We start from the raw sequence: 24,918 nt of genomic DNA on the forward strand, positions 1-24,918 counted from the left end.
CAGACCACACTGAGTGGAGGTAGGGAGGAGCGAATATGGACACACCTTCCGGAAACGGCATCGTGGTCGGCATCGACGGCTCCGACAGTGCCTTGAACGCGGCCCGCTGGGCCGGTTGTCTCGCACAGCGGATCGGCGAACCGCTCCGGCTGGTCCACGTGCACGAGCTCAGGCGCGAACACCGGCACGAGCACGAGCGGGACCGCGAACGTGAGCGTGAGCAGGGGGCCGAAGAGTCCGGCGCGATGCTCGCGGCCGCGACATCCGCCGTCCGGGAGGTCGCCGACGACATCGGCATCGAGCCGATCAGCAGCGACGGCGAACCGGACCGATTGCTGATCGACCTGTCGGCGTCGGCACGCATGATCGTCCTCGGGCACACCACGACGACCGAGTGGGAGTCGATGGTGCAGCACTCCGATGTCGTCTCCGTCTCCAATCACGCCGTGTGCCCGGTGGTGACCTGGCGGAGCCTCGACGGATTCCACCCTCCGGACGACCGGCCGATCCTCGTCGGGATGGACGGTACCGACCTCAGTATCGCGGCCGTCGAGCACGCCTACGCCGTGGCGGCCGCACTCGGCGCGCCGCTGGTCGCGATCCACACCTGGAGTGAGGAATCGACCTTCACCTACGGCGAAGCGTCGCGGTTCACCGACTGGACGGCCTATATCGACCGTATGAAGGCCCATATGACCGATCGGCTGGGTCGCTTCGCGGAGCGTTACCCCGACGTCGAGGTCTCACAACGGATCGAGCACGGCAGGCCCGACATCCATCTGATCGACGAATCACCCACCGCTCAGCTCGTCGTCGTCGGCAGCCACGGACGCAGCGCCGCAGCCGCCGCGGTGCTCGGTTCCACCAGCCAGGGATTGATGCACCACAGCAGTTGCCCGGTGATGATCTGCCGGGCGCGCTCCCACGGCCACCACCTGACCGGAGCCTAGAGCCGGTCGGACGCCAGGCCCGCCGGGACCGCGCCCGCCGCGTGCGCGTACACCCGGTCCCCGGCGGACAGTTCCAGATGCTGCGCTTCGCCTCGTGTCATCTGGGTGGTGAAATGCTCGCCGTGCTCGTCGCGCAACTCGATCCGAACCTCGAAGCCCAGACGTACCACTCGCTCGACCGTGGCCGGGACAGCTCCTGCCGTGCCGGTCCCGGCCGCGGGATCGTCGGGTCGGGTGAGACGGATGTCGTGCGGTCGCACGAGTATGTCACCGAGTTTGGAGACCGTGCCGAGGAAGGACATCACGAAGGGGTTCGCGGGGTGGTCGTAGAGCTCCTCCGGGGTCCCCACCTGTTCGATACGGCCCTCGTTCATCACCGCGATCCGGTCCGCGACGTCGAGGGCTTCCTCCTGGTCGTGCGTGACGAGGACGGTGGTGACGTGAACCTCGTCGTGCAGGCGACGCAGCCAGGTACGCAGATCGGATCGTACTTTCGCGTCGAGGGCGCCGAAGGGTTCGTCGAGCAGCAGGACCCGGGGATCGACGGCCAGGGCCCGCGCGAGAGCCATTCGCTGTCGCTGACCACCGGACAGCTGCGCCGGATAGCGGCCCCGGAAACCGGCGAGACCGACGATCTCGAGGAGTTCGTCGACCCGCTTGTCGATCTCGGATTTGGGCCGCTTGCGGATCTTCAGGCCGAAGGCCACGTTCTCGCGCACGGTCATGTGCTTGAACGCCGCGTAGTGCTGGAAGACGAAGCCGATGTCGCGTTTCTGCGGGGAGACGTCGGTGACGTCCTGTCCGGCGATGTGCACGGCGCCCCCGTCGAGGCTCTCGAGTCCCGCGATCGACCGCAGCAGCGTCGATTTCCCCGAGCCGGACGGCCCGAGCAGCGCGGTGAGCGACCCGGAGGGAATCTCGAGGTCGACGTCGTCGAGCGCGGCGAAATCTCCGTAGTTCTTGCGCGCCCCGGTGACGGTGATCATTCGGTGCTCCTCTTCCGGTCGAGCAGGGTCATCAGCAGCAGCACGATCACCGCGATGGCCATGAGCAGGGTCGCGGCGCGGGAGGCGCCGAAGGTGTTGTGGTCGTCGATGTACCGGGCGTGGACGAGCAGGGTCAGGGTCTGCGAGACACCGGGGAAACCGGAGGACACCATGATCACCGCGCCGAACTCGCCCAGTGCCCGCGCGACGGTCAGGACGATGCCGTAGGTCAGCCCCCAGCGGATCGCCGGCAAGGTGATGCGCCAGAACGTCTGCCAGTTGTTCGCGCCGAGTGTCGCCGCCGCCTGTTCCTGCTCCTCCCCGATCTCGCGGAGCACCGGTTCGACCTCCCGTACGACGAACGGAAGCGTGACGAATACGGTCGCGAGGACCATGCCCGGAAGGCCGAAGATCACCTTGAAGCCGAGTGATTCGATCGCACCGAACCAGCCGTTCGCCCCCCAGAGCATGATCAGTGCGACACCGACGACGATCGGCGACACCGCGAACGGAAGGTCGACGACGGCCTGCAACAGACCGCGTCCCGGGAACCGGCCCCGCACGAGCGCGAGCGCCACCACTATGCCGAAGACGACGTTGACGGGCACGACGATCGCGACGATCAGCAGCGACAGGTTCAACGCGGAGATGGCGGCGGGAGTGCTGATGGACTCGACGAACGCCATGACCCCGTTCTCGAAGGTGCGGTAGAGGATCACCCCGATCGGAACGAGCAGCAGCACGAACAGATAGGCCAGTGCGACCGAACGCAGCGTCCACCGCGAGGCGCGGGACGTCCTCATCGGTCCTCCTCCTGTCTCCGCACTCCCCGATTCGCCACCGCGCGCAGCACGAACAGGACGAGGAAGGCGATCAGCAGCAACACGACGGAGACGGCGGCGGCGTTGGCCGGCCTGTCGATCTCGATCTGCTGCTGGATGTACTGCGAGGCGACCTGCGTCTCGTAGGGGATGTTGCCTCCGATGAGAACGATCGAACCGTATTCACCGATCGCCCGGGCGAAGGCCAGACCGGTGCCGCTGAGAATCGCCGGAGCCAGGGCCGGCAGGACCACTCTGCGGAAGATCGTGAAGTTGCCCGCGCCGAGGGAGGCGGCGGCTTCCTCGACCTCCCGATCGGTCTCGAGGAGGACCGGCTGGACGGCACGTACCACGAAGGGCAACGTGACGAACGCGAGGGCAACCACCAACCCCGGTTGAGTGGCGTTGAGCTGCAGCCCGATCGGGCTCTGCGGACCGTACAGCGAGAGCAGCACGATGCTCGCGACGATCGTGGGCAAGGCGAACGGCAGATCGATGAGGGCGTTGACGAACTTCTTGCCCCGGAACTCGTCGCGAACGAGGACCCAGGCGATGAGAGTGCCCATCACGGCGTTGATCGCGGCCACCACGAGCGAGACCCCGACGGTGATACGCAGGGTCGCCACCGCGGCGGGGGCCGTGATCGCGCTCCAGAAGGTGCCGAAGCCGTCCGACACGGAATGCACGGCCAGCGCCGCGAGGGGCAGTAGGACGATCAGACTCAGCCACAGGGTGGCGACACCGATGCCGAGCGGCCCGACGGCACCGGAGAACAGCCGGCGGCGGGGCCGGCGCGAGGGTGGAGTACCGGCGCCGCGGCCCGGAGCGGGAGACGAATCTCCCGTTCCGGCGGTGTGTTCCGAGATGGTCACGCTCCTGCCCTATTTCGTGGCGTTGTCGTAGATCACCGCGATGGTGCCGGTACCGTCCGCGAACAGCTCCGCGTCGACCGTCTCCCAGCCGCCGAGATCGTCGATGGTCCACAATTTCTCGGGCGCGGGGAACTCCGCAGCGAATTCCTCGGCGACCGCCGGATCGACAGGCCGGAAACCCGCCTCGGCCCACAGGCGCTGCGCCTCGGGGGTGTACAGGAAATCCTCGAACGCCCGGGCGGCGTCGACATCGGCGGCGTTCTTCAGTACCGCAGCGGGATTTTCGATCTTGAAGGTCACCGGAGGAGTGACGTGCTCGACCGCCTCACCGTTGCGTTCGGCGAACAACGCCTCGTTCTCGTAACTCAGCAGGACGTCGCCCGTCCCCTGCAGGAAGGTCTCGGTGGCCTCCCGGCCCGATTTCGGTTGCACCTTCACATGTTCGGTGACGAGTTCGGTGATGTAGTCGATACCGGCCTGCGGGTCGGCACCGCCGTTGCTCTCGGCGGCATAGGGGGCGAGCAGGTTCCACTTCGCCGAGCCCGAGCTGAACGGATTCGGTGTCACCACCTCGACGTCCGGGCGCAGCAGATCGTCCCAGTCACGGATGTTCTTCGGGTTGCCCTCTCGAACGACCATCGTGACGACCGATCCGAACGGAATACCGTTGTAGGCATTGTCGTTCCACGCCTCGTCCACCAATCCGGCGTCGACGAGACGGGTGATGTCGGGCTCGACCGAGAAGTTCACGAAATCGGCCTCTGCCCCGTCACGCACCTTGCGGGACTGATCCCCGGACGGGCCGTAGGAGGGCAGGAATGCGACGCCCTCGCCCGCCTCGGTGGCCTGGAAGGCGGGGATGAGCGCATCGAAACCGGCCTTCGGCACGGCGTACGCATACAGGTTCACGGTGCCACCGGAACCGTCGACGGCGTTGTCCGCTCCGGCGACGTCGCTCGAGCCGCCCGCGCACGCGGTCAGGGCCGTGAGGGCGGACGCGGCGAGTGCGGCGACGAGAAATCGGGAACGTGATGTCATGACACGAGCCTCCTGCGGGGCTGTCAGGGATGGAGACGAACACGGCCCGTGTGGACGCCCAGCGGTGGCGGGGATGCAGGACCGGAGTTCGCGAGAATGCGGTGTACCGGGCACGACGACGCGTCGTCGCGGGGGACCGCGGTGTCGGAGGATTCAGCGACAACAGTCGATATCGGCGACCGACGGCATACCCACAGCGATCAGCGCCAGTTCATGGCGGGCTCGGGGCAATGTGGTCGCGGACACGCGCCAGACAATAGCAGAGGTCACCGGGCGGACTGAATCGCGAGATCGGGAGGCGGCAGGTGCATGCCTTCCCCTCCGGACGGGACGGACGGGACCGCCCCCTGTCACACGGTGAGGATCCAGGCGACGACGACGATGAGCAGCAGCGCGACGAGCGCCAGGGTCACGCGCGAACGCGGCATGTCAGCAGTCCTCCGTACTCTGGGCGGGGGCATCGGACTCGCCCCGCCCTACCAGCGCGAATGCGGTGGCCATCGCCCGGTCGAGCAACCACGCGATCCCGGCGCACAGGGGCAACAGCACCACCAGCACCAGCGTCACCTGAGGCACGAAGGACAGGCCCGCGAGCCACAGCTCGAAACCGTCCCACCACGACGCAACCCGCTCCACCGGTCCCAGCCTAACGGCTCGGCGAACCGCGCTGCGATCCGCCCGGGACGAGGCGATCATGGAGAGATGGATCATCCGTCATCGCCGCTGCCGAACAATCCGCTCCGGCGGAGTGCGTTCCCGCCCATCGACGACTACGCATTCCTCTCGGACTGCGAGAGCACCTGCCTGATCGCCCGTGACGGCACCGTCGAATGGATGTGCGTGCCGCGACCGGACTCGCCCAGCGTGTTCGGAGCGCTGCTCGACCGCAGTGCGGGGCACTTCCGGCTGGCGCCGCACGATCGCACGGTTCCCGCCGCGCGGCGCTATCTGCCGGGCGGCCTGGTCCTCGAGACCACCTGGCAGACGGACACCGGATGGATGATCGTGCGCGATGCACTGGTCATGGCGCCCTGGTACGACGTCGACGAACGCTCCGCCACCCATCGGCGCACCCCCTCCGACTGGAAGGCCGAGCACATACTGCTGCGGACGGTGCGGTGCGTGAACGGCACGGTGGACCTCTACGTGAGCTGCGAACCCGCCTTCGACTACCACCGGGGCCGGACGGAGTGGCGGTACACCGGCAAGGTCTACGAGGAGGCCACGGCCTACTGCCGGAACGCGCCGGAGCAGCATCCCGCGTTGCGCATGACGACCGACCTGCGCCTCGGGATCGAGGACCGGGAGGTCCGCGCTCGGCGGAGGTTGAACAAGGGCGACACGGCGTTCGTCGCGCTGTCGTGGTCGGACCGGCCCATGCCGCACACCTTCGAGGAGGCGGTCGCCAAGATGACCGCCACCCAGGACTACTGGCGCGAGTGGATCACCACCGGGCGTTTCCCCGATCACCCGTGGCGTACCTATCTGCAGAGCAGCGCCCTCACCCTCAAGGGACTGACCTACAGCCCCACCGGGGCGCTGCTGGCGGCGCCGACCACCTCGCTGCCGGAAACTCCCGGCGGTGAACGGAACTGGGACTACCGCTATGCCTGGGTGCGCGACTCCACCTTCGCCCTGTGGGGTCTGTACACCCTGGGGTTCGATCGCGAGGCCGACGACTTCTTCTCGTTCATCCTCGACGTCTCGCGCAGCGCCGACGGTGTCAGACATCCGCTGCAGGTCATGTACGGGGTCGGCGGGGAACGTGAGCTACCCGAGCAGACTCTCGATCATCTGAGCGGGCACGACGGAGCGACGCCCGTGCGGATCGGGAACGACGCGTACTACCAGCGGCAGCACGATATCTGGGGGACACTGCTCGATTCGGTGTATCTGCACGTGAAATCGCGTGGCCATTTCCCCCAGACCTTGCTGCACACGCTGCGCCGGCAGGTGGAGGAGGCGGTGACGCACTGGCGTGAACCCGATCGAGGCATCTGGGAGGTACGTGGCGAACCCCAGCATTTCGTGTCGTCGAAGGTCATGTGCTGGGTGGCCATCGATCGCGGCGCGAAGCTGGCGGCCCTGCAGGGGCGTCCGGACTACGCGCGCCGGTGGGCGGCCGTCGCCGACGAGATCAAGGCCGACATTCTCGAGCACGGTGTCGACGAGCGCGGTGTCTTCACCCAGCGCTACGGGCATTCCTCACTCGACGCCTCGGCACTGCTGATCCCGCTCCTGCGGTTCCTGCCGGCGGACGATCCCCGCGTACGGGCCACGGTGCTGGCGATCGCGGACGAGCTGACCGAGGACGGTCTGGTGCTGCGCTACCGCGTCGAGACCACCGACGACGGACTGTCCGGCCGGGAGGGCTCGTTCACCATCTGCTCGTTCTGGCTCGTCTCCGCACTCGTCGAGATCGGCGAGGTCGCGCGGGCCACGGCGCTGTGCCAGCGTCTTCTGGACTACGCGAGCCCGCTGAAACTGTACGCCGAGGAGATCGATCCCGAGACCGGGCGGCATCTGGGGAACTTCCCGCAGGCCTTCACCCATCTCGCGCTCATCAACGCGGTCGTGCACGTCATCCGGGCCGAACGCGACGCGTCGGCGGGAGGATTCCAGCCGGCCCATCACGGACCGTGAACCGGTCCCCGGCTCCTCAGCGGAACCGGCCGAGCAGTGCCTCGGCCTGGACGGCCATCTCGCGGACGATCTCGCCGGCGGGCCGTTCGGCACGCACCAGGCCCGCCGCCTCACCCGCGTAGACGACACCGATGTCCGGGTCGTCCGCCGTGTAGGCACGGGCGAGGGTGTCCTCGTCGGCATCCCGCCCGTGCCACTCGTCGGTGAACGAGTTCCGCAGGGCGCGCCCACCCCATCGGGCCGGCCACGGCTGATGCCGCGCCTTGTCGAAGACGTCGGTGTAGACGGTGTCGGCACTCGCGGCTTCCACGAGGCGGGTACGGGCGTACTCGGGCCCCACGGTCTCCGGGCTGGCCAGCAGCGCGGTGCCCACGAAGGCACCTTCCGCCCCGGCGGCGAGCACCGCGGCCAGCCCCCGCCCGGACGCGATCCCGCCCGCGGCCAGAACGGGCAGGGAGGTCGACTCGAGCACCTCCTGCACGAGGGGCAGCGTCCCGATCCGGCCGGTGTGACCGCCCGCCTCGTGTCCCTGCGCAACGACGGCGTCGACACCCGCCGCCTCGACGACCCGCAGGTCGTCGATCGTGTTGATCTGTGAGAGCACCAGCGCACCCGCCTCGTGCACCCGGTCGACGTACGGGGCCGGGTCACCGAACGAGAGCACCACCACCTGCGGGCGGTGTGCCAGCACGGCCGTCAGCAGAGAGTCGTCCTCGGCGAGCGACCAGGTCATCAACCCGAACCCGAGCGGGCCGCCGCCGATCTCCCGGGCGAGACGGACCTCGCCGTCGATCCACTCCGCGGAGTTGTAGCGGGCCGCACCGATGAGACCGATCCCTCCGGCCCGGGTCACCTCCCCGGCGAGACGCCCTCCGGCCCGTCCCCCCATGGGCGCACCCACGATCGGAACGGAGATGTCGAGTTCACGGGTGAGCCAGGTGGCCGGCACTTGCATCCTTTCCCGGACGACGGCGCGCGAGTCGCTACTTCTTGGGCTTGTCCGAGGATGCCTCGGACGACAGTGCGGCGACGAACGCTTCCTGCGGAACGTCCACGCGGCCGATCGTCTTCATCCGCTTCTTGCCCTCCTTCTGCTTCTCGAGCAGCTTGCGCTTACGGCTGATGTCACCGCCGTAGCACTTGGCGAGCACGTCCTTGCGGATCGCCCGGATGTTCTCGCGGGCGATGATCTTCGAGCCGATCGCGGCCTGCACCGGGACCTCGAACTGCTGGCGCGGGATGAGTTCCTTGAGCTTGGTGGTCATCTTGTTGCCGTAGGCGGCCGCGGCGTCCTTGTGGACGATCGCGCTGAACGCGTCCACCGCCTCGCCCTGCAGCAGGATGTCGACCTTGACCAGCGCCGCCTCCTGCTCGCCGGCCTCCTCGTAGTCCATCGACGCGTAGCCGCGGGTACGCGACTTCAGCGAGTCGAAGAAGTCGAAGATGATCTCGGCCATCGGGAGGGTGTAGCGCAGCTCGACGCGGGTCTCGGACAGATAGTCCATGCCCCCGAGCTCGCCGCGACGCGACTGGCACAGCTCCATGATCGAACCGATGAACTCGCTGGGCGCGATGATGGTGCACTTGACGATCGGTTCGTAGATCTCGCGCGCCTTGCCCTCCGGCCAATCGGACGGATTGGTGACGATGTGCTCCTGGCCGCCTTCGAGCACCACCCGGTAGACGACGTTGGGAGCGGTGGAGATCAGGTCGAGGCCGAACTCGCGTTCGAGCCGTTCCCGGGTGATCTCCATGTGCAGCAGGCCCAGGAAGCCGCAGCGGAAGCCGAAGCCGAGCGCCACCGAGGTCTCCGGCTCGTAGGTGAGCGCGGCGTCGTTGAGCTGCAACTTGTCGAGGGCGTCGCGCAGGACCGGGTAGTCCGAGCCGTCCACCGGGTACAGGCCCGAGTACACCATGGGGCGCGGCTCGCGGTAGCCGGTGAGCGGTTCCTCCGCTCCGCCGCGTGCCGTCGTCACGGTGTCGCCCACCTTCGACTGACGCACGTCCTTCACACCGGTGATGAGATAGCCCACCTCACCCACGCCGAGCCCGGCCGTGGGCTTGGGTTCGGGCGAGACGATGCCTACCTCGAGCAGTTCGTGGGTCGCACCCGTGGACATCATCTTGATCTTCTCGCGCGGCACGATCCGGCCGTCGACGACGCGCACGTAGGTCACGACGCCGCGGTAGGTGTCGTAGACCGAGTCGAAGATCATCGCGCGGGCCGGAGCGTCCGGTTCGCCCACGGGCGCCGGGATCTGCCGCACGACCTCGTCGAGGAGTTCGGCCACACCGACACCGGTCTTGCCCGACACGCGCAGCACCTCGCTCGGCTCGCAGCCGATGATGTTGGCGATCTCGCTCGCGTAGCGGTCCGGATCGGCGGCGGGCAGATCGATCTTGTTGAGGACCGGGATGATCGTGAGGTCCTTGTCGAGCGCGAGGTACAGGTTCGCGAGGGTCTGCGCCTCGATTCCCTGCGCGGCGTCGACGAGCAGCACCGCACCCTCGCAGGCCTCGAGTGCTCGCGACACCTCGTAGGTGAAGTCGACGTGACCCGGCGTGTCGATCAGGTGCATCACGTAGTCTTCGCCGTCGAGTTGCCACGGCAGGCGCACGTTCTGCGCCTTGATCGTGATGCCGCGCTCGCGCTCGATGTCCATGCGGTCGAGATACTGGGCGCGCATCTGCCGCTCCTCGACCACCCCGGTCAGCTGCAGCATGCGGTCCGCGAGCGTCGACTTGCCGTGGTCGATGTGCGCGATGATGCAGAAGTTCCGGATCTTCCGGGGGTCCGTGAACGTGGTGTCGGCGAAGGTGCTGATGTCGTGCTCCTGACTCGGACTGGCAGCGGCCTCGCAGACCGCGGTCACCCTGCAGAATATCCAAGTGCGGCGGCGGGCGGGATTTCACCCGCACCTCATCCGGTTAAGCTCGGTTCCCGTGGCCGGTACATGGAAGAAGTTGGGCAGGCAGCTGGGGCGTCTCGCCGTCGAGCAGGGCCCGAAGATCTACCAGCAGTTGCAGCAGTCCGGGGCTCTCGACAAAGCGCGCGCGGCGTTGAACGGAGCCGGGCAGGCGACTACCGCGAACCGCCCGGCGGACGACCGCCGGGACCGCACGGCGCCGCGCCCGTCCGGGGCGAAACCTCCGGCTCCCGGCCGGCCGGTGGCGTCGCGCACGACGCCCACCGCGCAGCGCGCCCGCCGACTCGAATACTCCCCCGACCTGGACGGTCGCGCCGATCCGGGCGAGATCGTGTGGACCTGGGTCGCCTACGAGGACGACCCGACCCAGGGCAAGGACCGTCCGGTACTCGTCGTGGGGCGTGACGATTCGACGCTGCTCGGGCTCATGCTCTCGTCGAACACCGACCGGGACGGCCACCGCGACTGGCTGGGGATCGGCTCGGGCCGGTGGGACGCGGAGAACCGCCCGAGCTGGGTGCGGCTCGACCGGGTGCTCGACGTCCCCGAGGACGGCATCCGCCGCGAGGGCGCGATCCTTCCCCGCGACCGCTTCGATCGGGTCGCCGCCCGGCTGCGCGCCGAATTCGGCTGGAGCTGACCCGGCGACGAGGGGTCACGAGGGCCGGAGGCCGTACCGCCGTCCGAAGAGGAAGCTGTAGACCAGCGCCCCCAGCACACCGCCCAGGAGCGGGAAGACGATGAACAACCACAGCTGACCGAGCGCTCCGTTCTGATAGAAGGCCACGGCCAGGCTGCGGGCGGGGTTGACGGACGTGTTGTCGATCGGAATCGAGATCAGGTGGATCACCGCCAGCGTGAAGCCGATCGCGATGCCCGCGATGAGGACGTCGGCGATCTGGTCGGTCGTCGCGAGGACGACGAACACCAGTAGCGCGGTGAGCAGGACCTCGACGACGATTGCTGCACCGATGCCGTATCCGTTCTGGAGGACGCCGCCGAGCGGGCCGCGCACGGCCGACGGGCTGTGTGCACCCCAGCCGTTCGCGCCGAGTCCGTCCGCGGCACGGTCGTAGGCGGGCAGCGAGGACGCGACCGCGAAGATCGTCACACCTGCGAGCAGGCCTCCGGCGATCTGCGCGAGCCAGTAACCGACGGCGCGTATCGGCGTGACGTGGCCCACGATGAGCCGTCCGAGGGTCACGGCGGGATTGACGTGGCATCCCGAGATCGGGCCGATCGTATAGACCAGGAACAGCAGGGTCAGGCCGAAGGCCAGCGCGACGCCGAGCTGGCCGACATAGTTGCCGGCGAAGACCGCGGTTCCCACGGCGGAGAACACCAGCACGTAGGTGCCGATCGCCTCGGCTGCGAACTTCCGGAGGTCGGAGAACTCTCCGGGCTCGCTGCGTTCGAGGGAGGTCTCGCGTTCGGCGTCGCGGTCCGGCGGTGGCGGGGCGGGAACGGCGCCGTGTTCGCGCGTCACATCCGTCTCGGAACCGGTTTCGCCGGAAGGAGCTTCACGGTGGGGATCCATGATTCACCTCTGCGCGTCGCGGCTCCGCGCGGGCGGAGCCTGAGGAATGCGCTGTCCCCCAGGCACGATACGGAGACCGAGCGGTCTTCGGAGCGAAACGGTTGCACTCGGGCCGCGGACGAGGGTCCACACCCGCCGGTTTGGGCTCGCGACCGATTCTTGGTACTGTTATTCGTCGGTGCCCTTACGCACCCAGAGCTTTCATACCAGCTACCAGCAAGACGACAGGATTTTACGCGTGGCCAACATCAAGTCCCAGGTGAAGCGGATTCGCACCAACGAGCGCAACCGACTCCGGAATCAGTCGGTGAAGTCGTCGCTGCGCACGGCGATCCGTTCCTTCCGCGAGGCCGCGGCCGCCGGCGACAAGGACAAGGTCAACGAGCTCCTCGTCGCCACCAGCCGCCAGCTCGACAAGGCAGCCAGCAAGGGTGTCATCCACCCGAACCAGGCAGCCAACAAGAAGTCTGCCCTGGCGAAGCTTGCCAACAAGCTCTGAGTTGATCGCTCCGAGGTAGTAGACGCAGGCTCTGCTTCCGAAGGCCGTACCCCGCAGGGGTGCGGCCTTCGTCGCGTCCCGGCGGCGTGCCGGAGGCCGTGCGACGTCAGCCCGGTAACTGCGAGAGCACACGCACGGCATGTTCGAGTGCGTAATCCGGATCGGCTGCAGCACCCTTGACGTCCGCGTTGAGCGCAGCGACCATCGTCAGCGCGGTGCCGATGGAGGCCGGCGCCCAGGAGCGTGCCTGCCCCTGCGCCTTCTTGACTTTCCAGGGCGGCATCCCGAGCGACGAGGCGAGAGCGAACGGGTCGCCGCGACCGGCCGATCCCACCCGCGCGACCGTGTGGACCGCGTCGGCGAGGGCATCGGCGAGCAGGACGTGCGCGACACCGCGATGCATCGCCCACCGCAGCGCTTCGAGCGCCCCGGCCGTATCGCCGGCCATGACCTTGTCGGCCACGTCGAAGCCCGAGATCTCGGCCTTGCCCGAGTAGTAGCGCCGCACCGCCGCGGCATCGATCTTGCCGCCGGTGTCGGCCGCGAGCTGACTGCACGCGGCGGCGAGTTCGCGAAGATCCGATCCCACAGCTTCGATGACGAGTTGCTCGACCTCACCGGAGACTCGCACGCCCGCAGCCTGGAACTCCTTGTGGACGAACGTGCGCACCCAGGCGGCCTTCTCGCCCGCTTTCGCCGGCGCCGCGCACTCGTGCTCCTCGGCTCCGTACTTGCGCAGCGCGGGCACCATCGCCTTGGTGCGGCCCCCGCCGCTGTGCAGGACGACCAGGGTCACCCCCGGCGGCGGATCGGCCGCCACCTCGAGAATCAGTGCCGCCGCATCCTTTCCGGCGTCCGCGGTGGATTCGAGGATCACGATGCGTTCTTCTGCGAACAGCGACGGACTCAACAGTTCGGCGAGTTCGGGGACGCCGGCGTCGCCCGCGCGCAACCGGGACACGGGAAGGTCGGCCGGCGACCCGCTCCGGGCTCGGACGTCGGACACGATCTGCGCCACAGCGCGGTCGACGAGCAGTTCTTCCTCACCGAGGACCAGATGCAGGGACGCGTCGCTCACGGTTCGATCGTGCCACGCACCTCCGACACCACCGCCGCCGCCCCGGAGCCGGTCCGGACCACGGCGACATCGCCGTGCAGGTCGGTACGCAGCACCCTGGCTCCGATCTCGTCCAGGACGGACACGATCTCGGGATGTGGGTGGCCGTAGATGTTGTCGCGTCCGGCGCTGATCACCGCGACCCGCGGCCGCACGGCGGTCAGGAAATGTTCCGGCGTCGTGCGGGATCCGTGATGCGGCATCTTCAGCACCTCTGCCCGCAGGTCGGCGCCCGAGCGCAGGAGCGCGTCGAGCGCGGATTCCTCCGCGTCGCCGGGAAGCAGGATCCGTCCCACCGCCGTCTCGGCCGCCAGCACGAGCGAGGCGTCGTTCGCCGAGCGACCGGCCGTGTGTCCGGAGGGCCCGAGTATCTCGAGTTCCAGCTCGTCCGCGCGCAGCACGGTCCCGGCACCGACCTCGCGGACGGGGACACCGGCATCGGTCGCCGGGCTCAGCGCTTCCGCACCGGCCTCGTGTGAGGCCGCGCCGGCCCCGATCACCACTGCGCCGACCGAACGCCCCGTGAGAACGCCTCGGACCCCACCGACGTGGTCGGCGTGCGGATGCGACAACACCAGCAGCGCGACCTCGCGAATCCGCATCCGGCGCAGGCACCGGTCCACCGGTTCCGGCTCGGCGCCGGTGTCGACGACGACCGCACGCCCGTTGCCGGCGGCGAGGACCAGTGCGTCGCCCTGCCCGACATCGCACGCGACGAAGACCCAGTCGGCGCCGGGCCAGGCGGGTCGCAGGAGGCGCACCGGCAGCCAGACCGACGCGACGGCCACCGCGACCACCACCGCCACGACCCGCGCGCGTCGATACCGGATCACCGACCACGTCGCGGCGACCAGCACGGCCGTGATCAGCGCACCTCGTGGCCCGTCCGGCACCTCCAGTTCGGCCGACGGCAACGACGCCGCCCGGTCCGCGACGGTGATCAACCACCACAGCATCGGGTCGGTTCCGCGAGCGAGCACCTCTCCCGCCCACGGAAGGACGGTGGCTGCCACCGCGACCAGCGAGCCGAGAACCGTCAACGGGGCCAGCACCGGCGCGACGAGCACGTTGGCGACGACGGACACCACGCTCACCGCCCCGCTCACCGCCGCGACGAGCGGGGCCGTGACCGCGCAGGCGACCAGCGACATCGCGGTGACCTCGGCGACGGGGCGCGGCCATCCGGACTCGACGAGACGCGCCACGACAGGTGGGGCGGCGACGATCAACCCGGCCGTCGCGGAGACCGAGAGCGCGAATCCCACGTCCACGGCGAGATCCGGCATCAGCACGAGCAGTACTCCCACCGCCGCGCACAGGGCGGGGAGTGCCTGGCGTTCTCGGCCCGTCACGAATGCCAGCAGCCCGATCGCACCCATCGCGGCGGCACGCACCACACTCGCGGACGGACGGACCACGATGACGAAGGCGATGAGAGCCGTTGCGGCGAGAACGGTTCCGGCGCGGGGACCGAGCCCCGCGGCACGGACGAGCAGCAGAACGGCCCCCAGGACGATGCTGACGTTGGCGCCCGACACGGCTGTGAGATGCGCCAGACCGGCCACGCGGAAGTCCTCGCGGACGTCCTCGGTCGACGCCCGGGTGTCTCCGACCACCAGCCCGGGCAGCAATCCGGCTCGATCCGGGGGAAGCACCGCGGATGCGGCCTCGGCGAGTCGTTCTCGCACCGTACCCGCCCAGCGCTGCCAGACCGGTGGCGGACCGACCGCGACCGGCGGATTCTCCGTACGGAGCAGCGCCACTTCGGTGCCCGGACCGGTATGCGTCGCCAACCGCCCTCGTGCCGTGATCGCTTGTCCCGGAAGGAGTTCGGACCAGGATTCCGCAGGGGCGAACACCACCACCGATCCCCCGGCGTCCATCGACAGACCCGCGACGGTGACATGCTCGAGACGCGCCGGGACGCGAACGCGGTCCGTGCCGTCGAACGCCGCCGCCCGGATACGGCGCGGATCGTCGGACGGGACGAGAACGACGGTGGCCCACGATCCTTCCTCCGCCGCGGCAGCGACCGGATGCCGATCGACGGCCCACATCCGAGCGCCGACAGCGGCTCCCGATCCCGCGACGACCGCCAGGGCCGCGAGCACCACCCGCGCGACGGTGCGACGCCGGATGCGACCGGTCGCGGTGAGATACGTCGCGAGTGCACCGCAGAGGATCGCCGCGAACACCGTCGCGGTCACGATCGGCCATCCCGTGTACAACCCGAGGAGGGTCACGGCCCACACGGCCAGGACGGGCGCCACCAGCCGCACGTCGAGAACAGGTGTGGCCGAGGCGTCTCCGGCGGGGTTCACACGGTCACCGATTCGCGCAGCCGGGCCAGGCGTGCGGGTCCGATGCCGTCGACCTCCCCGAGCTGCTCGACGTCGGTGAACGGCCCGTTCGCCGTCCGCCACGCCACGATCGCCGCGGCCGTCACCGGCCCGACTCCCGGTAGCGCATCGAGAGCGGACTCGTCGGCGGTGTTGAGGTCGAGCAGCCCACCCGCGGTGACGGCCTCGCCGCCGGGCGCGCCCGCTCCCATGATGCCACTCGACGGTGGAACAGGTTGGGGTGGAACGATTCCCACGACGATCTGGTCGCCGTCGGCCACCCTGCGAGCGAGATTCAGGCCGACGAGATCGGCACCGTCGGCCGCACCGCCTGCAGCATCGAGGGCGTCGGCGACGCGTGCCCCCGGTTCGAGCCGCACGAGTCCCGGGCGGGCCACCGCCCCGACGACGCTGACCACGGTCTCCGATACGTCCTGCTGTCTCTGCCCGGCCGGTTCGTCCGGGGCCACGACCTCGACCGAGGGCAGCGGGGGAACCGGCTCGGGGACGGGACGGTCGCGCCACACGACGACGAGGGCGAGGACGGCCGCGAACACTCCGACCAGCGCGAGAGCGACGGTACCCCGTCGCCCGGTGTCCCACCGTGCGGTGGCCAGCCGATCGACGAACCGCTCACGCGGAACACCGGATCGTTCGATGTCGTCGTGAGGCTCCGGATCCGTCCACGTGCTGTCGACGTGTGCCCAGGGTGGATCGCCCGGCATCTCGGCCGGGGAGCGCGTCAGGGCGCCGAGCCGCGTACGTGAGTGATCCCGGTGGTCGGCCATGGCGCGAGGCTAACGACAGCCACACCCGAGGAATGCTGCGCCGACGGCGATCCGGCTCGGCCTGTGGATGAACCGCGCCCCTGGGGACGGACGTCGTGTAAGAGCTGCTCAGTCTTCCCGGTCGCCGGGGCCGGTGGCCGCCGAGGCCACGACGACTCCGACCGCACCCGGGCCCACATGCGCGCCGAGAACCGCGTCGAGTTCGGACACGATCACCTCGGTGCCCTCGGGTAACCGGGAGGTGAGCTGCTCGGCGAGGCTGCGCGCACGGTCCGGTGCATCGCGGTGCTGCACCGCGACGAGCGGGAGGTCTCCGACCTCCGCGACCACCCCGTCGACGAGCTTGGCCATCGCCTTGGTCATCGTGCGTGTCTTCTCACGCAGGACGAGTTTGCCCTCGGAGATGTGCAGTACGGGCTTCATCGCGAGCGCGGTGCCGAGCAACGCGGTCGCCGTCCCGATCCGCCCACCCCGGCGCAGGTGGTCGAGACGGTCCACGACGAGCAGGGTCCGCGCGGACGCCGCGACCTCCGCGGCTCGGTCGAAGACCTGTGCCAGGTCGGCTCCTGCCTGGGCGGTGCGCACCGCCTCGAGCACAGCGAACCCCAAACCCATTGCGGTGTTGCGTGAATCGACCAGCCGGATGCGATCGCCGAGCGATTCCGCTGCGTGCCGTGCGGCCTCCCACGTGCCGGACAGCAGGCGGGAGAGGTGAACGGCGACCACTCCGTCTCCCCCACTCGCCTCGAGGGCCTCGGTGTACGCGTCGGTGAGCTCCGCGGGTGAGGGCCCGGAGGTGGTCACCGTCGACAGGTCCTCCGGCAACTCGTCGACCCCCTCGCGGAGGTCGCGTCCGGCGGCGATGATGTGCAGCGGCACGACACGGATGTCGTACCGATCGACCAGTTCGGGATCGATGCAACTCGACGAATCTGTGACGACGACGACGGGCACGACGCCTACCGTAGGCCCTCCACCGGGGATTCCGCATCCCGGCGCACCATGCGAACCGCATCTCCCACCGCAGCGGCGACACGGCGGTGGCCGTCCCACCCCCAGTGGATGCCGTCGGGATTGGCGTCGTCGGAGAAGACGTTCTCCCGTACCGCGTCCGCGAGATCGACCAGAGGGACCGACTTCTCGGATGCCCAGCGGGTGATCGCCCGCGCGGCCGGCAGCCGGCCGCGGTGGACCGATCGATACTGTTCGCTGCGGTGCACCGACGGCAGGGTCCCGACGACCGGAAGGTCGGGCCGCATGTATGCCAGTGCGTCCCTGATCGTTTCGAGGTACTCGACGCTCACTCGCGGAGGCAGGGCGACCGGGCGGCCGAGCGGCGAGAGCCGAGGCTGCAGCCACCCGTAGGCGGTGCGCGCCGCGCGACGCAGGGCGGGCGGGCGGATGTAGCGCAGTCCCTCCCGCAGAGCGGTGGGCAGGGGCGAGGGCAGAGTGTCCATACCGCCCACCGCGAGCACGACCGCGCCCGCATGCGGGATCGCGGCCCACACCCGGGGATCCTGGGTCATCGCCCACCAGGCGTCACGCGTGGTCCAGCCGATGCGCGCGACGAGCTCGACGTCCCAGCCGAGTTCCGCGGCGACCAGATTGGGCCAGATCCGCGGATGGTCGGCGGGCAGTCCCCCCTTCGGTCCGTAGTAGCTCAACGAGTCGCCGATCACCAGCAGGACGGGCCGTCGCGAAGTCGGCCCGTCCTCGGCGGTCAGCTGCTCAGAGGACGTCATCGGGCGCCACCGTGGCCGACGCGTTCCACACGTCGAGACGCCAGGACGGCACCTCGCCGTATCCGCTGAGCTGCACCCAGCCGGTGTTCCCGAGCCCGCCGAGCACGGGCCACCGCTCCACCGGCAGATCCAGCAGTGCCGCGGTGAGCGCGGCGATCAGACCGCCGTGCGCGACCAGCACGATGGGCCGGTCCGCCCAGTTCTCGTGCTTGTCGAGCAGTTCGCCGACGACGGCCGTGCTGCGCCGCGCGACGTCGACCCGGTTCTCACCACCGGGCGGCGCCCAGGTCGCATCGGCACGCCACGCGCTGCGCGCACCCGGCGCGAGCGCATCGACCTCCAGGTGGGTCAGGCCCTGCCACTCCCCGAGATGCGTCTCGCGCAGCCGCGCGTCGATCTCGACCGACAGGCCCGCTCGGTCACCGAGGACCGTCGCCGTGTCGTAGGCACGTCGCAGATCGGAGGAGACGACCGCGAGCGGATCGAACCGCGCGATCACCTCGGCGACGGCGCGCGCCTGTCGCCGGCCCAGTTCGGACAGTTCGGTGTCGAGTTGTCCCTGCATCCGCCGGGTGGCGTTGTACTCGGTCTGCCCGTGGCGCAGCAGCACCAGTTGCCGCACCCGAGGACCGTCCTGCTGCTCCCCCCGCCCCCTCACCGGGTCGCTCACACGTCCTCCGCGGAGTCGCCGGACGTCACGGCCGATCCTTCGGTATCCGCATCCAGCGCCGAGCGGGGGCCGCCGACGCCCTCCACCTCGATCGTGGGGCAGTCCTTCCACAAGCGGTCGAGCGCGTAGAAGTTGCGTTCGTCCTCGTGCTGGATGTGCACGACCACGTCGACGTAGTCGAGCAGGGTCCAGCGTCCCTCGCGGGTGCCTTCGCGCCGGACGGGCTTGTGCCCCGCCAGACGCAGCTTCTCCTCGACGTTGTCGACGATCGCGTTGACCTGACGCTCGTTGGGTGCAGACGCGATGACGAAGCAGTCGGTGATCACCAATTGCTCGGACACGTCGAGCACCACGACGTCGGTGGCGAGTTTCTCGTCGGCGGCCAGGGCCGCGATACGGGCCATCTCCGTGGCTTCTGCCGTTGCGCTCACTGCGTGCTCTTTCTCTCGATGAGGGTGGAAACGTTTTCGTCGGGCACCGGTACGGCGGAATCCACGCCGTGATGCCTATCGGTGCGGTAGAGCCGACGCTTGCTGATGTACTGCACGACTCCGTCGGGCACCAGATACCAGACCGGGCGGCCCTCCCGGGCCCGCCTGCGACAGTCCGTGGAGGAGATCGCCAGGGCGGGGATCTCGACCAGACTCACCGCCTCGACCGGCAGGTCGTCCAGATGCGGCGCGAGGTGTTCGGCGTGCAGGTCGTAGCCGGGACGCGACACCCCGACGAAGCGTGCGAGATCGAACAGGGTGTGCCAGTCCTGCCAGGACAGGATGGATCCCAGGGCGTCGGCACCGGTGATGAAGTACAGATCCGCATCCGGATACTGCGTGCTGAGGTCCCGCAACGTGTCGACGGTATAGGTCGGTTTGCGGCGATCGATGTCGACGCGGCTGACCGAGAACTGCGGGTTCGAGGCGGTCGCGATCACCGTCATCAGGTAGCGATCCTCGGCAGGGCTGACGTCACGTCCGGTCTTCTGCCAGGGCTGCCCGGTGGGCACGAAGATCACTTCGTCCAGGTCGAAGCTCGCAGCGACCTCGCTGGCCGCCACGAGGTGTCCGTGATGGATCGGGTCGAACGTTCCACCCATCACCCCCAGACGACGTCTGGGGGTCGCGTGCCGATCCGTTGGCTGATGCACGGTTGTCCAGCTTACGGGGTCATACCGGGAGCAGACCTGCCACCACCGCCGCCAGCTGCTGCGCCGAGCGGCATTCGTGCATCGTCACGAGCTCGCTGTAGACCCGCGCTGCCGAATCACCCGACCCCCACTGCCCCTTCGGCTCGGGGTTGAGCCAGTGCGCGTGACGCGCGACGGACACGAGGTGGTCGAGGGCCTCGAGATTCGGATTGCGGTAATTGGTGCGCCCATCGCCGAGGATCAGCAACGAACTGCGGCCGGTGAGGGCATGCGCGTGGTTCTCGGCGAAGCTGCCCAGCGCGTTCCCGTAGTCGGAGTGCCCGTCGTAGGTGATCAACTCGGCTTCCCGCAGCATCCTCGACATCGCCTCGCCCAGATCCGCGCCCGCCGAGAAATAGTGCGTGACCTCGTCCGCGGTGTCGATGAACGCGAAGACCCGCACTCGCGAGAACTGCTCACGCAGGGCGTGCACGAGCAGCAGCGTGAAGTGCGAGAACCCGGCGACGGAACCGGAGACGTCGCAGAGCACCACGAGCTCGGGGCGCGCCGGCCGGGGTTTGCGGTTCACCAGGTCGATGGGCACCCCGCCGGTGGACATGGACCTGCGCAGCGTGCGCCGCAGGTCGATCGCGCCGGCCCGCGCACGTCGGCGGCGGGCCGCGAGACGGCTGGCGAGCAGCCGTGCGAGCGGCATGACGGTGCGGCGCAGCGCGACGAGTTCCGCGTCGGAGGCCCGGAGGAAGTCCACTTCCTCGGCGAGCTTGGGCACCCCGTACTTCTCGACACGCTCGCGCCCGAGTTGTTCCGCCGTGCGCCGACGGGTCTCGCGTTCGACCATGGCCCGGAAGTCCGCGATCCGCTGAGCGGCGGTACGACGCGCGACCTCGCTCTCGTAGGCGGCGTCGTCGCGTTCCTCCCGGGTGCTGTTGCCGAGCAATCCTTCGAGGATCCTCGTCAGCAAGGTGTCCGGGGAGACGTCCCGCAGCGCCTGATAGGCCGAGAAGGACGGACCGTTCGACGATGCGTACTGTCCGAGTTCCTCCACGATCGCGGCGACGAGCATCTCGGTCGCCTCGAGCGCCTGCGGGGACTCGTCCGAGAGCAACTCCGCGATCAGGTCGCGCAACGCCTCGAAATCGATCTCGCCGTCGGGGGTGCGCGGAATGCCCACACCGGGCCCGTCGGCCTCACGGCGTCCGATCGCGGGCGGAAACCACAGGTCGAACAGGGCGTCGAAAGTCGGGCGGTGGGTCGGACGACGGAGCAGTGTGCACGCGAGCCCTTCCCGCAGGGCATCCCGGTCGAGGAGGTCGAGCACCGTCATCACGCGTCCGGCGTCGACCGTCTCGGACGGCCCGACCGCGATCCCGCGACGACGCAGGGCTTCCACGAAACCGACGAGGTGGCCGGGCAGACCGTGGGGCGTCGGCAGCACCCCGGATCCGGGCACGCGCGCTCCGGTCATGTCAGTTCAACCGGAGCTCGGCGGCGGCGCGATCCTGATCGGACCGGTGTTTGAGGATCACCCCGAGAGTGCTGCGCACGGCGTTGTCGTCGAGGGTGTCGAGACCGAGAGCGAGCAGTGTGCGGCCCCAGTCGATGGTCTCCGCCACCGACGGCACCTTCTTGAGCTGCATGGCCCGCAGTACCCGCACCGTGCGGACGAGTTGCTCGGCGAGCGCCTCGGGGAGCTCGGGCACCCGGCTGGCGAGGATCCGGCGTTCGAGATCCGCATCCGGGAAGTCCAGGTGCAGGAACAGGCACCGGCGTTTGAGCGCTTCCGACAGCTCGCGGGTCGCATTCGAGGTGAGTACGGCGAACGGCTTACGGGTCGCGCGGATCGTGCCGAGTTCGGGCACCGTGACCGCGAAGTCGCTGAGTACCTCGAGCAGCAGACCCTCGATCTCGACGTCGGCCTTGTCCACCTCGTCGACGAGGAGCACCGTCGGATCCTCGCGGCGGATCGCGGTCAGGAGCGGCCGCGACAACAGGAACTCCTCGGAGAAGACGTCCTCCTTGGTGCGATCCCACGACTCGCCCGCCGCGGCGTTCGCCCCGGCCGACTGGATCCGGAGAATCTGCTTGGCGTGATTCCACTCGTAGAGTGCGCGGGATTCGTCGACCCCTTCGTAACACTGCAACCGCACCAGCTCCGCGTCGGAGGTCTGGGCGACCGCCCTGGCCAGCTCGGTCTTGCCGACCCCTGCCGGCCCCTCGACGAGCAGCGGCTTGCCGAGGCGGTCGGCGAGGAAGACCGCGGTGGCGGTGGCCTTGTCGGCGAGATATCCGGTGCCGGCCAGGCGGTCGATCACGTCCTGTACGTCCGCGAAGATCGGCGGGGTGGTGGGCAGCGCACGATCCACGCTGGTTCCTTTCGTCGGAACGGGAACGATCAGGCGGGGCGGGTGTGGCCGTCTCCCCACACCACCCATTTCGTCGACGTCAGTTCGGGCAGGCCCATCGGACCGCGCGCGTGCAGCTTCTGGGTGGAGATACCGATCTCCGCTCCGAAACCGAACTGCTCGCCGTCCGTGAACGCCGTCGAAGCGTTGACCATAACCGCTGCGGCGTCCACGCGCGTCGTGAACTCTCGCGCAGCAGCGAGATCCGCGGTGACGATGGCCTCGGTGTGGCCCGTGCCGTAACGGTCGATGTGATCGACCGCGGCATCGAGGTCGTCGACCACCGCGAAGGCCACGTCGAGCGAGAGGTACTCCTCGGCCCAGTCCTTCTCGGTCGCCGGCACGAGGCCGGGGAGGTCGCCGTGGACGGTCACACCCTGCGACTGCAGGGCCTGCAGCAGCTTCGGGACGGCGGTGTCGGCGATCGCGGCGTCGACGAGGATCGTCTCCGCGGTGTTGCACACGCTCGGACGACGCGTCTTCGCGTTGATCACGATCTTCTCCGCCATCTCGAGGTCGGCCGCGGAGTGCACGTAGACATGGCAGTTGCCCGTGCCGGTCTCGATCGTGGGAACGGTGGCGTCGCGGACCACTGCGGCGATCAGGCCTGCGCCCCCGCGCGGGATCACCACGTCGACGAGTCCCCGGGCCTGGATGAGATGGGTGACCGACGAGCGGTCGGCGCTCGGCAGCAACTGGACGGCGTCGGCGGGAAGACCCTGCTCCTCGAGCGAGGCACGCAACACCTCGACGAGCGCGGCGTTCGAGCGCGCCGCCGACGACGAACCGCGCAGCAGCGCGGCGTTACCCGACTTCAGTGCCAGCCCGAAGGCGTCGACGGTGACGTTGGGCCGGGCCTCGTAGACCATCCCGACCACACCGAGCGGGACGCGCACCTGGCGCAGTTCCAGGCCGTTGGGCAGCGTCGATCCTCGGACCACTCCACCGACCGGGTCGGGCAGTCCCGCCACCTGGCGCAGTCCCGCTGCGATGCCGTCGATCCGGGGGGCGGTCAGGCGCAGCCGGTCGAGAATGGCCTCCTCGATACCGGCGGCGCGTGCGGCCTCGATGTCCTCGGCGTTTGCGGCGAGGACGGTGGTGGACGCGGCGAGCAGAGCGTCGGCCGCGGCATGCAGCGCGGCGTCCTTCTCCTTGGTGGTGAGCAGCGCGAGACGACGCGAGGCGATGCGCGCGCGCCGGGCGGCGGAATGAACGATCTCGCGGACGTCCGAGCCGGCGTCGGTCGCGACTGAGTCGGGGGTCACGGCAGTCATGGGTCCAGACTAGTCGCGCCGACTGTGCCGTCCACAGGCACAGTGCCCGTCTAGCGCAGTCCGGTCCCCCGCGCGAGCGCGGTGTCCACCAGGATCGACAACAGGTTCCGGTAGTCCACGCCGGTCGCCTCCCACATGCGCGGGTACATCGAGATCGACGTGAAACCGGGCATCGTGTTGATCTCGTTGATCACCGGTCCGTTCTCGGTGACGAAGAAGTCCACGCGGGAGAGCCCCTGGCAGTCGAGGGCGCGGAAGGCACGGACGGCGAGAGCCCGGATGCGGTCCGATATCTCCTCGTCCAGACGGGCCGGGACGTCGAATTCGCAGATGTCGTCGAGATACTTCGTGTCGAAGTCGTAGAACGCCTCGTGGTCGGCGGAGGTGTCGGGCATGCGGATCTCGGCGACGACACTGGCGCGGACGTCGCCGTCGGGAAACTCGAGTACCCCGCACTCGACCTCCCGGCCGACGATCGCGGACTCGACGATGACCTTGGGATCGTGCAGGCGCGCCTTGTCGACGGCGGCGTCGAATGCCGCCCAGTCCGCCACACGGCTGATTCCGATCGACGACCCGCCTCGGGCCGGCTTGACGAAGACCGGCAATCCCAGCCGATCCTTCTGTTGCTCGGTCAGGCTCGAGGTGCCCGGGCGCATGACGACCTGGAAGCCCACCGGAAGCCCTTCGGCGGCGAGCAGCTTCTTCGTGAACTCCTTGTCCATCCCGGCGGCACTCGCGAGCACCCCCGGCCCGACGTACGGGATTCCCGCCAGTTCCAGGAGCCCCTGGATCGTGCCGTCCTCGCCGTAGGCTCCGTGCAGGACGGGAAAGACCACGTCGACGGAAGCGAGGATCGTGCCGAATGCATCCTCGTCGAGAGCGACGATGTCGCCCCGGCGCGTCGGATCCGCGGTCAGCACGAGACCGCGGCCCGTGCCGTCGACGACAGGCAGTTCGCGACCCACAGCAGCGAGGCGCGCAGGATCGGCGTCACCGAGCACCCAGGCACCCTCGGTGGTGATTCCCACCGGTACGACTTCGTACTTCTCGGGATCCAGATTCCGGAGGATGCTGCCTGCCGAAACGCAGGAGACGGAATGTTCGTTGCTGCGGCCACCGAAGACGACGGCCACCCGGATGCGGGGCGTACTCACATGTCGAACCGT

The 24,918-nt window shown here is 69.1% G+C and carries 25 protein-coding genes; 4 read left to right on the top strand and 21 right to left on the bottom strand.

Translation table 11 applies throughout. From position 1 onward, the window contains the following. Positions 1–35 precede the first annotated feature (35 nt). A complete protein-coding gene (locus tag MOM01_RS19195; RefSeq protein WP_241387032.1) occupies positions 36–950 on the top strand; it encodes a universal stress protein in 915 nt (304 codons plus the stop codon). Here MOM01_RS19195 and MOM01_RS19200 read toward each other — a convergent pair. The 6 genes from MOM01_RS19200 to MOM01_RS19220 all read right to left on the bottom strand — a co-directional run bounded on the left by MOM01_RS19200 (position 947) and on the right by MOM01_RS19220 (position 5,303). Then, positions 947–1,936, bottom strand: a complete 990-nt coding sequence (locus MOM01_RS19200) for a sulfate/molybdate ABC transporter ATP-binding protein (RefSeq protein WP_241387033.1) — start codon at positions 1,934–1,936, stop codon at positions 947–949. The genes MOM01_RS19195 and MOM01_RS19200 overlap by 4 nt on opposite strands. Beyond that, positions 1,933–2,739 carry a sulfate ABC transporter permease subunit CysW gene (gene cysW / locus MOM01_RS19205; protein ID WP_241387034.1) on the bottom strand — a complete coding sequence of 269 codons (807 nt, stop codon included), beginning with the start codon at positions 2,737–2,739 and terminating at the stop codon, positions 1,933–1,935. The genes MOM01_RS19200 and cysW overlap by 4 nt, the downstream gene beginning before the upstream one ends. Then, positions 2,736–3,533 carry a sulfate ABC transporter permease subunit CysT gene (cysT, locus tag MOM01_RS19210; RefSeq protein ID WP_241387109.1) on the bottom strand — a complete coding sequence of 266 codons (798 nt, stop codon included), beginning with the start codon at positions 3,531–3,533 and terminating at the stop codon, positions 2,736–2,738. The genes cysW and cysT overlap by 4 nt, the downstream gene beginning before the upstream one ends. A 105-nt stretch (positions 3,534–3,638) precedes the next feature. Then, positions 3,639–4,667 (bottom strand): sulfate ABC transporter substrate-binding protein, encoded by a 1,029-nt coding sequence (locus MOM01_RS19215; RefSeq protein ID WP_241387035.1) that lies wholly within the window; start codon positions 4,665–4,667, stop codon positions 3,639–3,641. Between the two features lie 153 nt (positions 4,668–4,820). Next, positions 4,821–5,021, bottom strand: coding sequence for an Ms4533A family Cys-rich leader peptide (locus MOM01_RS23460; protein ID WP_374112334.1), 201 nt, complete (start codon positions 5,019–5,021; stop codon positions 4,821–4,823). A 75-nt stretch (positions 5,022–5,096) separates the two neighbouring features. Continuing rightward, positions 5,097–5,303 carry a hypothetical protein gene (locus MOM01_RS19220; RefSeq protein WP_241387036.1) on the bottom strand — a complete coding sequence of 69 codons (207 nt, stop codon included), beginning with the start codon at positions 5,301–5,303 and terminating at the stop codon, positions 5,097–5,099. A 66-nt stretch (positions 5,304–5,369) separates the two neighbouring features. On the opposite strand from MOM01_RS19220, the gene MOM01_RS19225 reads away from it, so the two are divergent. After that, on the top strand, positions 5,370–7,310 hold the full coding sequence (locus tag MOM01_RS19225; RefSeq protein ID WP_241387037.1) for a glycoside hydrolase family 15 protein: 1,941 nt from the start codon (positions 5,370–5,372) through the stop codon (positions 7,308–7,310). Between the two features lie 16 nt (positions 7,311–7,326). On the opposite strand, the gene MOM01_RS19230 is transcribed toward MOM01_RS19225, so the two are convergent. After that, positions 7,327–8,259, bottom strand: coding sequence for an NAD(P)H-dependent flavin oxidoreductase (locus tag MOM01_RS19230; RefSeq protein WP_241387038.1), 933 nt, complete (start codon positions 8,257–8,259; stop codon positions 7,327–7,329). A gap of 34 nt (positions 8,260–8,293) precedes the next feature. Further along, positions 8,294–10,183 (bottom strand): translation elongation factor 4, encoded by a 1,890-nt coding sequence (gene lepA / locus MOM01_RS19235; RefSeq protein WP_308197011.1) that lies wholly within the window; start codon positions 10,181–10,183, stop codon positions 8,294–8,296. Positions 10,184–10,253: 70 nt separating this feature from the next. On the opposite strand from lepA, the gene MOM01_RS19240 reads away from it, so the two are divergent. Further along, positions 10,254–10,877 carry a type II toxin-antitoxin system PemK/MazF family toxin gene (locus MOM01_RS19240; RefSeq protein WP_241387039.1) on the top strand — a complete coding sequence of 208 codons (624 nt, stop codon included), beginning with the start codon at positions 10,254–10,256 and terminating at the stop codon, positions 10,875–10,877. Positions 10,878–10,892: 15 nt separating this feature from the next. Here the strand turns inward: MOM01_RS19240 and MOM01_RS19245 are convergent, their stop codons facing one another. Next, positions 10,893–11,774: an aquaporin gene (locus MOM01_RS19245; RefSeq protein ID WP_241387040.1), complete on the bottom strand. Its 882-nt coding sequence runs from the start codon at positions 11,772–11,774 to the stop codon at positions 10,893–10,895. A 238-nt stretch (positions 11,775–12,012) separates the two neighbouring features. Here MOM01_RS19245 and rpsT point away from each other — a divergent pair, with 238 nt between their 5' ends. Beyond that, positions 12,013–12,273, top strand: a complete 261-nt coding sequence (rpsT, locus tag MOM01_RS19250; RefSeq protein WP_006554505.1) for a 30S ribosomal protein S20 — start codon at positions 12,013–12,015, stop codon at positions 12,271–12,273. A gap of 106 nt (positions 12,274–12,379) precedes the next feature. Here rpsT and holA read toward each other — a convergent pair whose 3' ends face one another. The 12 genes from holA to MOM01_RS19310 all read right to left on the bottom strand — a co-directional run bounded on the left by holA (position 12,380) and on the right by MOM01_RS19310 (position 24,906). Continuing rightward, entirely contained in the window at positions 12,380–13,351 is a 972-nt protein-coding gene (holA, locus tag MOM01_RS19255) for a DNA polymerase III subunit delta (protein WP_241387041.1), read from the bottom strand. Next, complete coding sequence (locus MOM01_RS19260) at positions 13,348–15,711, bottom strand: DNA internalization-related competence protein ComEC/Rec2 (RefSeq protein WP_241387042.1); 2,364 nt, start codon at positions 15,709–15,711, stop codon at positions 13,348–13,350. Before MOM01_RS19260 ends, holA begins: the two co-directional genes overlap by 4 nt. Continuing rightward, on the bottom strand, positions 15,708–16,517 hold the full coding sequence (locus tag MOM01_RS19265) for a ComEA family DNA-binding protein (RefSeq protein ID WP_241387043.1): 810 nt from the start codon (positions 16,515–16,517) through the stop codon (positions 15,708–15,710). The genes MOM01_RS19260 and MOM01_RS19265 overlap by 4 nt, the downstream gene beginning before the upstream one ends. A 108-nt stretch (positions 16,518–16,625) precedes the next feature. Further along, a complete protein-coding gene (locus MOM01_RS19270) occupies positions 16,626–17,471 on the bottom strand; it encodes a DegV family protein (RefSeq protein ID WP_241387044.1) in 846 nt (281 codons plus the stop codon). A 5-nt stretch (positions 17,472–17,476) separates the two neighbouring features. After that, complete coding sequence (octT, locus tag MOM01_RS19275; protein WP_241387045.1) at positions 17,477–18,259, bottom strand: diglucosylglycerate octanoyltransferase; 783 nt, start codon at positions 18,257–18,259, stop codon at positions 17,477–17,479. Further along, complete coding sequence (locus tag MOM01_RS19280; RefSeq protein ID WP_308197012.1) at positions 18,246–18,929, bottom strand: histidine phosphatase family protein; 684 nt, start codon at positions 18,927–18,929, stop codon at positions 18,246–18,248. The genes octT and MOM01_RS19280 overlap by 14 nt, the downstream gene beginning before the upstream one ends. Continuing rightward, positions 18,926–19,360, bottom strand: coding sequence for a ribosome silencing factor (gene rsfS / locus MOM01_RS19285; protein WP_241387046.1), 435 nt, complete (start codon positions 19,358–19,360; stop codon positions 18,926–18,928). Before rsfS ends, MOM01_RS19280 begins: the two co-directional genes overlap by 4 nt. After that, positions 19,357–20,022 carry a nicotinate-nucleotide adenylyltransferase gene (gene nadD / locus MOM01_RS19290; protein WP_241387047.1) on the bottom strand — a complete coding sequence of 222 codons (666 nt, stop codon included), beginning with the start codon at positions 20,020–20,022 and terminating at the stop codon, positions 19,357–19,359. Before nadD ends, rsfS begins: the two co-directional genes overlap by 4 nt. 70 nt (positions 20,023–20,092) lie before the next feature. Continuing rightward, complete coding sequence (locus MOM01_RS19295) at positions 20,093–21,538, bottom strand: vWA domain-containing protein (RefSeq protein ID WP_241387048.1); 1,446 nt, start codon at positions 21,536–21,538, stop codon at positions 20,093–20,095. 1 nt (position 21,539) lies between these two features. Beyond that, on the bottom strand, positions 21,540–22,436 hold the full coding sequence (locus MOM01_RS19300) for an AAA family ATPase (RefSeq protein WP_241387049.1): 897 nt from the start codon (positions 22,434–22,436) through the stop codon (positions 21,540–21,542). Positions 22,437–22,465: 29 nt separating this feature from the next. After that, on the bottom strand, positions 22,466–23,749 hold the full coding sequence (locus MOM01_RS19305) for a glutamate-5-semialdehyde dehydrogenase (RefSeq protein ID WP_241387050.1): 1,284 nt from the start codon (positions 23,747–23,749) through the stop codon (positions 22,466–22,468). Between the two features lie 50 nt (positions 23,750–23,799). Then, complete coding sequence (locus MOM01_RS19310) at positions 23,800–24,906, bottom strand: D-alanine--D-alanine ligase family protein (protein ID WP_241387051.1); 1,107 nt, start codon at positions 24,904–24,906, stop codon at positions 23,800–23,802. Positions 24,907–24,918: the final 12 nt, after the last annotated feature.

Origin of the sequence: Rhodococcus sp. CH91, from assembly GCF_022554085.1 — a bacterium.
GTDB lineage: Bacteria > Actinomycetota > Actinomycetes > Mycobacteriales > Mycobacteriaceae > Rhodococcus.